This is a genomic window from Devosia sp., assembly GCF_017307565.1.
Taxonomy (GTDB): Bacteria; Pseudomonadota; Alphaproteobacteria; order Rhizobiales; family Devosiaceae; genus Devosia.
In genome coordinates, this window is sequence record NZ_JAFKHD010000485.1 from 1 (window position 1) to 7,025 (window position 7,025).

A 7,025-nucleotide genomic window follows, 5' to 3' on the forward strand; every position below is an offset into this window, starting at 1 on the left:
CAGGAACGGGAAGATCGCCCGCTTCTCGCTGCGGTACAGGCCAGGGGCGACGAACAGCCAGAGCTGCCCGGCCCAGATCGGGAAGGAGATGAAGGCCTACGGTGCCGACATAGTCGCCATCTCGCAGGATCGACCAGGCAAACTCGGTTTCCCCGCGCGCAATCTCGGAGACAAAATGCTCGCCGTCCTTTTCCGTATAGGGATGGGGCAGGCGCGAAAGCACTTCGTGGATACGTTTATTGTTCGCGAGGGCCGCCATTTGGGGAACATGCGCCATTGCCGGAGTGGCCAGTACCAGACGGGTAGTGGTCAGCGTCGCAGGCAGGCAGTCCTTGAGGGCGGCAGTCATCATGTATCTCCAAAAGCGAAAAGGGGGACCGGTTGACCGGTCCCCCTTTGCAGTTCTGGTTTGTCGCCAAACGCCGCCGGGGAACTGGTCACCGGCGGGTTAGTCGAGCCTGCCGGGTTATTCGGCGGCCTCTGCCGGGATGACAGACACGTGTACTTTGTTGTTCGCGCGGGTGCGGAACGCGACGCTGCCATCAACCAGAGCATAGATCGTGTGATCCTTGCCCAGGCCGACACCGGTGCCGACAGCCCACTTGGTGCCGCGTTGACGGATGATGATGTTGCCGGCGACGACAGCTTCGCCACCGAACTTCTTCACGCCGAGACGACGGCCAGCGGTATCACGACCGTTGCGGGATGAACCGCCTGCTTTCTTATGTGCCATAGTCTAAGCTCCTTATTCCTGATCGGCCTTCGGCGCAGCCTTCTTGGCCGGGGCCTTCTTCGCCGGCTTTTCAGCGGCGGTGTCTTCAGCAGCGGCCTTCGGTGCTGCCTTCTTGGCAGCAGGCTTCTTGGCCGGCGCTTCTTCGGTCACAGCGGCCGGAGCCTCTGCCTTGGCAGCAGCAGCGAGTGCTGGCTTGGCGCCGCCGGTGAGGATTTCCGTGATGCGCACGGTGGTCAGCTGCTGGCGGTGACCATTGCGACGACGCGAATTGTGGCGACGACGCTTCTTGAAGATGATGACGGTCTTCTGCTTCTTGGTCTCGATGAGTTCGGCAGCAACGAGTGCGCCTTCCACCAGCGGAGCACCAATCACGTCGCCAACCATCAGCACTTCGTCAAAGGTGACGATGTCGCCGGCAGCGGCGTCGAGCTTTTCGATCTTGATGACGTCGTTGGCAGCAACCTTGTACTGCTTGCCGCCCGTCTTGATGACTGCAAAAGTCATATGCACAACCGAACGGTTCAAGCGTCCGGTCCCTTAATCTGTCGCGCCCTGCGGCACCGCGGCTTGCATGCCTTTCCGCGGTTTTTAAGTCTGGGGCCGGAGAGTTCCGACCGGCAGCCTCGAGCAGCGTTTTCAAACAAAACCAGCGCACAGGTAGGACCAGTGCGCGTGGGATCGGGGGCTTATCGGGAAAAAGGGCCTCAGAGTCAAGCGCCGTCGCAGGTTTCGTCGGCGTTTTGGCCCATCAGCCCTGCCCGTTCGGGTACCAGTTCCGAAGGCGCACTTCGGTGTGTGCGCCCACCCCGGCTTCGAGCGCGGCCAGGTCGCTCTCGCCATAGTGGTAGGGATAGACGATCCCGGGCTTGAAGACGTTGATCGCCTCGACGGCCTGGTCCGGCGTCATCGTATAGGGCAGGTTCATGGGCAGGAAGGCGACGGCAATACCGGTCAGCCCCAGCATTTCCTCGGTCGGCTCGGTGTCGCCGGCGATATAGACCTGCTTGTCGCCAAGGCTCAGGATATAGCCATTGCCCACGCCCACCGGGTGGTAACGCATGCGATCTTCGGTGGTGTTGTGTGCAGCGATGGCCTTGAGCTTGACGCCATCGAGTTCGCCGTCTTCGCCATTGGCGATGGATTTGGCATTGGCCTTGAGCGTATCGGGCAGTTTGCCGAATACATCGGCATTGGTGAGAAGCGGGGCCGAGCCGGCAATGGCTTCGAGCGTCGGCACGTCAAAATGGTCGCCATGGCCATGGGTGAGCAGAATGGCGGTCGGTGCGGGCAGGCCTTCATAGAGCGAGGCCCCGCCGACGGGGTCGACATAGATCACCTTGCCGCCCCATTCGAGCACCAGGCTTGCATGTTGAACCGGGTGAATGACGAGGTCGCCCTCGCTGGTGGCAATTGTGTCGGCCATGGATGCGTCCTGAGCAAATACGAAACTGGTACCCAAAAGATTGGCGGCAAGGCCCGCCAATGGCAAGCCGGCCATGCCGGCGACCATGTTGCGTCGCGTAACCATAGGTTTCTCCCGTCAAATTGATCCCTGACGCGACATCAACGCAGATTTTTGCAAAAGGGAGACAGGTGGACACGGACTTGTGACCGAACCCGCGCCCGCTCATGCGTCACGCGCTTTCTGTGATATCGGCGCACAAGGGGTGTTGCAGGCCGCGCGTCGCTATGCCATAAGCCGCCCCGTATCGACCGGCCGGGATTTTCAACGATCCCTTTTCGATCTCGCGGAGAGATGGCAGAGCGGTTGAATGCACCGCACTCGAAATGCGGCATAGGGGCAACTCTATCGGGGGTTCGAATCCCTCTCTCTCCGCCAGTTTTCCCAAGAACATCAGGAATCCCGCAAATCCTAGGGGATTAAGGGCTTTTGAACCGCGCCACTGGTACACAGGAGCGGTACACATGGGCATCAGAATGGCCACCCTGCCGTCGCCGTCGCCGTCGCCGGCGACGTCGCGCGCGGGTCGTGGAGTGCGCTTGGTCTTGGGACCACCGTGCCGATACCGGTCTGCTGCAGAGCAATGGTCGTCAGTGTGGCCGCCATGGTGATCCGTACTCCTGCGCGCAGGACAACGGTGCCGAATGCCATCCAAGGATGCCCCTTGCGCAAGAGAGGCGAGATCCCGAGGATGCGAAGCTTTTGATCGATCCCGTGAAGGAACTGCTCGAGGGGGCCGCAGGTGGGCGGGAGGAGGTCGTGCACGCGATCGTCGCGCGGATGAGGCTCGAGGAGCGCACCGAAACGCAGATGTTCATGGCCGAGAACGACGCCGCCGGCGTGCAATGGCTGTCTTCGGTCGTCAGCGACATCAACTTCGGCCGTCAACCCCGCATGTCGCTTCCCGACCGCGTGAATGTGTTCCTGCCAAGTTCCTTCATGCGCAAATCGCCCTACGATCTGACCATCATCGATACGAAGGGTATCCATGGTGCTACAGACCGTACGGACCTACAGAAACTGACCGCAGATCCCCGTGCGATCAGTATTCTTTGCTGCTCCTTCAACGACGCCCCCGGGCAGGAAACCTTGAGTATTCTGAAAGGTCTCAAGGACATCGGTTCCGACGCCATGGATCGTCAGCGCGTTGCTCTGCTCGTTCTCCCCCGGGCCGATGAAGCCATAAAGGTCATCGACGACTCCGGTGAGCCCGTCGAGACCGTCGAAGAGGGTTATGCCTATCGAGAGAGCCAGATCCAGTCCAGTCTCAAGGCGGCCGAACTGCCATCAGTCCCAGTCATCTTCTACAACGTCGTTGAAGAAGGGGCTGGCATCGTTTGGCAGCAGATCAGCCAGCAGGTCGATCAAATCCGCCTCAGGCAATTGGAACGTCTGGAGCGCTTCACCGATCTCGCCGGAGAACTGCGAACCAACGCCGACGCGCATCGAATCCAACAGGCGCGCGTGACGCTCGCGAAGGAGGCGCTGGCGATCGCAAGGGACTACGACGACATCCCTGGTTCGATCAGCGTCGCGCAAAAACGACTGCTTCAGGAGCTGCGAGCGAGCCACCCTAGCAGCATTGCAGCCGCGGCGATGCGGAACGGCAGCTGGTACAACCTGGATGTGCACCACATAGTCGGAACCGGCGTTCGGGCGGACGCAAATCTTCGGACTGGGGAGTTCGTATCCCGCATTCTGGGGCGGCTGGATGGATTGGAGAACCAATTCGCATCGACGCCCGAGGCCGTGGCGCTGGTGGAAACGCTCGCCGAGGATATTTCCGACTGGCACCAGGAATTCCTCGTTCGCGCTCAAGCATCGGACGAAACACCTTTAAGCCCTATTTGGACGACGACCCAGATTTTTGGGCCGAACTGCGGAGCCGCTATGGCCAGGGAGCAGGTTATCGTGAGGACATAATCGCAAAAGTCGACAATTGGTTCGAGCGCGGTGCATTGAATGCGGCTCGTGCAAAGGTCGACGCCCGCCTGGCGGACGCATGGAAGGAGTTGCTTCTGGATAAACTGGTCGAGGCAACTGCGCTGGAAGAAGAAGGTGCTGATTGAGATGGATTGGGGCGGTCATCCATGCTCGCCGATGTTTGGTCGGACCGTGCCGCATTGTTCCATGGCGGGGAGGAGCACCCTCGAAAGCATGCCGCTGAGACGGCCAAGAGGCCATCTCATTGGTACGAACGAATAGTGGCTCTTCCCTGCCGCGCCCGGTCAAGCATAGCGCCCGGATCCTGGTCACATGCTGTCAGAACTGCAGGTCTTGCAGTCTCTCGACGAATAGACGCCAATCAGGATTTTTGGTCTTGTGATGCCAAGACACGCGAACGGTCCCGTTGATCACTTCGACCGGCAGGTCCATCGCGGAAAGCACATGGCTGGGTTCGTAGCTCGCCGAGGTGCAGGCGGAGCCATTCGATATAGCCACCAGATCCTTCGTTGCAACCATTGTAGCTTCCGAATCCACTCCGGGGACCGAGAAGCTCAAGATGTGAGGAAGCACGCCGCGCTCTTCTCGAGCATGCACAACGGGACGTAGTGGTGCCAAAGCCGTCACCGCTGTTTGCCTGAACGCCATATTCGCCTGCGCACGCGCGTGTGCTTCTTCCGCAGCCAACTTGGCCGCGAGGCCAAAACCCGCAATCAAAGGCACGGGCAAGGTTCCAGGACGAAGCCCTCGTTCCTGCCCGCCACCGAACATCAAAGGCGCTAGCGGGGCTCGGCTTCCGTTCCTGCGGCGGGTTACCAGGGCACCAACCCCTTTCGGACCGTAGATCTTGTGCGCCGACAGGCTCAATAGGTCGATGCGTGGGTGGGCAAGTGCGTCGTTCAATCGCCCGAACGTCTGGGCCGCGTCCACATGGAAGTAAAGATCGTCGTCGCTGAGCAGCGACGCGACCTCAGCGATGGGTTGGACTGCACCGGTCTCGTTGTTGGCGTGCATCACCGAGACCATCAACGTATCGGTCCGGATGGCGTTCGCAACATCGGCTGCCGAGACATAGCCATCCTTATCGGGCTTCACCAGGGTCACCTCGAACCCTTCTGACGCCAATCGCTCCAGCGGTTCGAGCACGGCCTTGTGCTCGATCGCAGTCGAGACGATGTGACGCCTTCCCGAACGGACCGCATGTTCCCGCAGTCCGAGGATGGACAAATTGTTGGCTTCCGTCGCTCCGCTCGTGAACAAGATGTCACCCTGTTCAACCTTGAGCGGTGCTGCTATTCGAGCCCTTGCCTTGTTGACTGCCGCCTTGGCGTCCGCGCCGAACGCATGCGTGCGGCTTCCGGCGTTGCCAAATTCCTCGACCATGTGGTCCATCACCAATGCCGCCACGCGAGCGTCGGTCGGGGTAGTGGCCGCCATGTCGAGATATATTGGCATGTTTGTTCTGTTTGTTTCGTTTGGTTGACTGTGGCGCGAACAGGACTATACCATTCCGCGAAGTTTTGAAGCATGTTTCGGGGATGCAGTGCGAGCCGTTTTGGATTTCCCAGCCGTGCGAGGTGTCCAGGCTGGCCGAGAATACTATATCTCGATGTGCCCCCTGGGATTGGTGCCCAAGATATTCGTCTTCAACGAGACGGGGCTGACGGCCCAACAGCGCTCGCAACGACAACTCAACCGAGGACGAATTCCCCAGATCACCAAGTATCTGGTCGAGAACAAGACCGACTACGTCTTCTCGGCGATAACCGCGTCCATAGACGGTGAGGCGGTCTTCATGCCCAATGCGAGCGACGATCTGACGGGTACACTGCGCGTGCAGATGAAGCACGCGAAGCTCATAATCAATGATGGTCAGCATCGAAGGGCAGCAATAGAGGCTGCCATCGAGCAGGTTCCCGAATTGGCCGACGAAACCATCGCGGTCGTCTTGTTCTACGATCGCGGTCTCGCCCGTTGCCAGCAAATGTTCGCCGATCTCAATCGCCACGCGGTCCGTCCTTCCAAATCGCTGGGGGTGCTCTACGATCATCGCGATGGGCTCGCCATGATGTCGAAGCTTCTCCTGTCGCGAGTGCCGGGACTGTCTGAGCTGATCGAGTTCGAGAAGACCAGTCTCTCCCCCCGTTCGAAGCCGTTGTTCACGCTCAGTGCTTTCTACACTGCGACCGAGGCGCTGCTCTCAGACCTCGATATGGAAGAGAGCGAACGCGAGGCCAACGCGGGCGATTTCTGGGAGGCAGTGGCCCTTCATATGCCCCATTGGTCCGAGGTCACTTCCGGAGCGATGACGTCAGGATCGCTGCGCGACACCTACATCAACTCGCACAGCGTCGTGCTCCACGCGCTTGGAAAAGTCGGCAACACGATGCTTCGCTCCAGTACCATTGCCAATCCGAACGCTGCAATGGAAGGCTTGACCATGATCGATTGGAGAAAGTCGTCGCCGCTGTGGGACGGGCGGTGCGTCATCGCCGGCAAGATGTCGAAGGCCCATCATAGCGTTCTCCTTACTGCGAACGCGATCAAGCAACAGTTGGGCATGCCGCTCTCCGCCGGCGAACACTCTCTCGAACTCGGTTTCAAGGGGATATCGAATGCAGCTTGAAATAGGGAGCGGCACGACCCGCAGTTCCGCCTTCGCAGCCTCAGGCTTCAAAGCGACCATATCCACGCTGATGGAGGAGATCGCCAGGCTCTATCAGTCGGATAGCACGCCATGGGTGGTTGGCTACAGCGGCTGGAAGGATTCCACCGCTACGCTCCAGCTCGTCTGGATGGCACTGTCGCGGCTTCCGGCCACCGCCCTTCTGAATCCAGTATACGTGATCAGCACCGACACGATGGTTGAAAATCCAGTTGTCGCTG

At 59.9% G+C, this 7,025-nt stretch carries 8 protein-coding genes, 1 tRNA gene and 2 pseudogenes; 4 read left to right on the forward strand and 7 right to left on the reverse strand.

Features of this window, described 5'->3' with window-relative positions:
- The 5 genes and pseudogenes from J0I64_RS22685 to J0I64_RS21185 form a co-directional block, all read right to left on the reverse strand.
- Positions 1–90: twin-arginine translocase subunit TatC (locus tag J0I64_RS22685; protein WP_366933771.1), on the reverse strand; the 90-nt coding region annotated here is incomplete at its 3' end.
- Between the two features lie 43 nt (positions 91–133).
- Positions 134–352 (reverse strand): annotated as a pseudogene (locus J0I64_RS22690) (GNAT family N-acetyltransferase); the annotation flags it as partial.
- A gap of 114 nt (positions 353–466) precedes the next feature.
- A complete protein-coding gene (gene rpmA, locus J0I64_RS21175; protein WP_092426362.1) occupies positions 467–733 on the reverse strand; it encodes a 50S ribosomal protein L27 in 267 nt (88 codons plus the stop codon).
- A gap of 12 nt (positions 734–745) precedes the next feature.
- Positions 746–1,237: a 50S ribosomal protein L21 gene (rplU, locus tag J0I64_RS21180; protein ID WP_291412037.1), complete on the reverse strand. Its 492-nt coding sequence runs from the start codon at positions 1,235–1,237 to the stop codon at positions 746–748.
- Positions 1,238–1,481: 244 nt separating this feature from the next.
- Positions 1,482–2,261, reverse strand: coding sequence for an MBL fold metallo-hydrolase (locus J0I64_RS21185; RefSeq protein ID WP_291412029.1), 780 nt, complete (start codon positions 2,259–2,261; stop codon positions 1,482–1,484).
- A gap of 222 nt (positions 2,262–2,483) precedes the next feature.
- Between J0I64_RS21185 and J0I64_RS21190 the strand changes: the two genes are divergently transcribed.
- Positions 2,484–2,573: transfer RNA gene (locus tag J0I64_RS21190), tRNA-Ser, on the forward strand.
- A 93-nt stretch (positions 2,574–2,666) separates the two neighbouring features.
- Here the strand turns inward: J0I64_RS21190 and J0I64_RS21195 are convergent.
- Entirely contained in the window at positions 2,667–2,801 is a 135-nt protein-coding gene (locus tag J0I64_RS21195) for a hypothetical protein (RefSeq protein WP_291412031.1), read from the reverse strand.
- A 96-nt stretch (positions 2,802–2,897) separates the two neighbouring features.
- On the opposite strand from J0I64_RS21195, the gene J0I64_RS21200 reads away from it, so the two are divergent.
- Positions 2,898–4,118 (forward strand): hypothetical protein, encoded by a 1,221-nt coding sequence (locus J0I64_RS21200; protein WP_291412033.1) that lies wholly within the window; start codon positions 2,898–2,900, stop codon positions 4,116–4,118.
- A gap of 339 nt (positions 4,119–4,457) precedes the next feature.
- Here J0I64_RS21200 and J0I64_RS21205 read toward each other — a convergent pair whose 3' ends face one another.
- Positions 4,458–5,576 (reverse strand): aminotransferase class V-fold PLP-dependent enzyme, encoded by a 1,119-nt coding sequence (locus J0I64_RS21205; protein WP_291412035.1) that lies wholly within the window; start codon positions 5,574–5,576, stop codon positions 4,458–4,460.
- A 133-nt stretch (positions 5,577–5,709) separates the two neighbouring features.
- Between J0I64_RS21205 and dndB the strand changes: the two genes are divergently transcribed.
- Both dndB and J0I64_RS21215 read left to right on the forward strand, forming a co-directional pair.
- Positions 5,710–6,765, forward strand: coding sequence for a DNA sulfur modification protein DndB (gene dndB, locus J0I64_RS21210; protein WP_291412039.1), 1,056 nt, complete (start codon positions 5,710–5,712; stop codon positions 6,763–6,765).
- A pseudogene (locus J0I64_RS21215) lies at positions 6,755–7,025 on the forward strand (hypothetical protein); the annotation flags it as partial. The gene dndB and the pseudogene J0I64_RS21215, both read left to right, overlap by 11 nt.

Coding starts and splice junctions, on each gene's coding strand:
- J0I64_RS21185 (WP_291412029.1), bottom strand. CDS start 2,261: ATGGTTACGCGACGCAACATGGTCGCCGGCATGGCCGGCTTGCCATTG.
- rpmA (WP_092426362.1), bottom strand. CDS start 733: ATGGCACATAAGAAAGCAGGCGGTTCATCCCGCAACGGTCGTGATACC.
- rplU (WP_291412037.1), bottom strand. CDS start 1,237: ATGACTTTTGCAGTCATCAAGACGGGCGGCAAGCAGTACAAGGTTGCT.
- J0I64_RS21205 (WP_291412035.1), bottom strand. CDS start 5,576: ATGGCGGCCACTACCCCGACCGACGCTCGCGTGGCGGCATTGGTGATG.
- J0I64_RS21195 (WP_291412031.1), bottom strand. CDS start 2,801: ATGGCGGCCACACTGACGACCATTGCTCTGCAGCAGACCGGTATCGGC.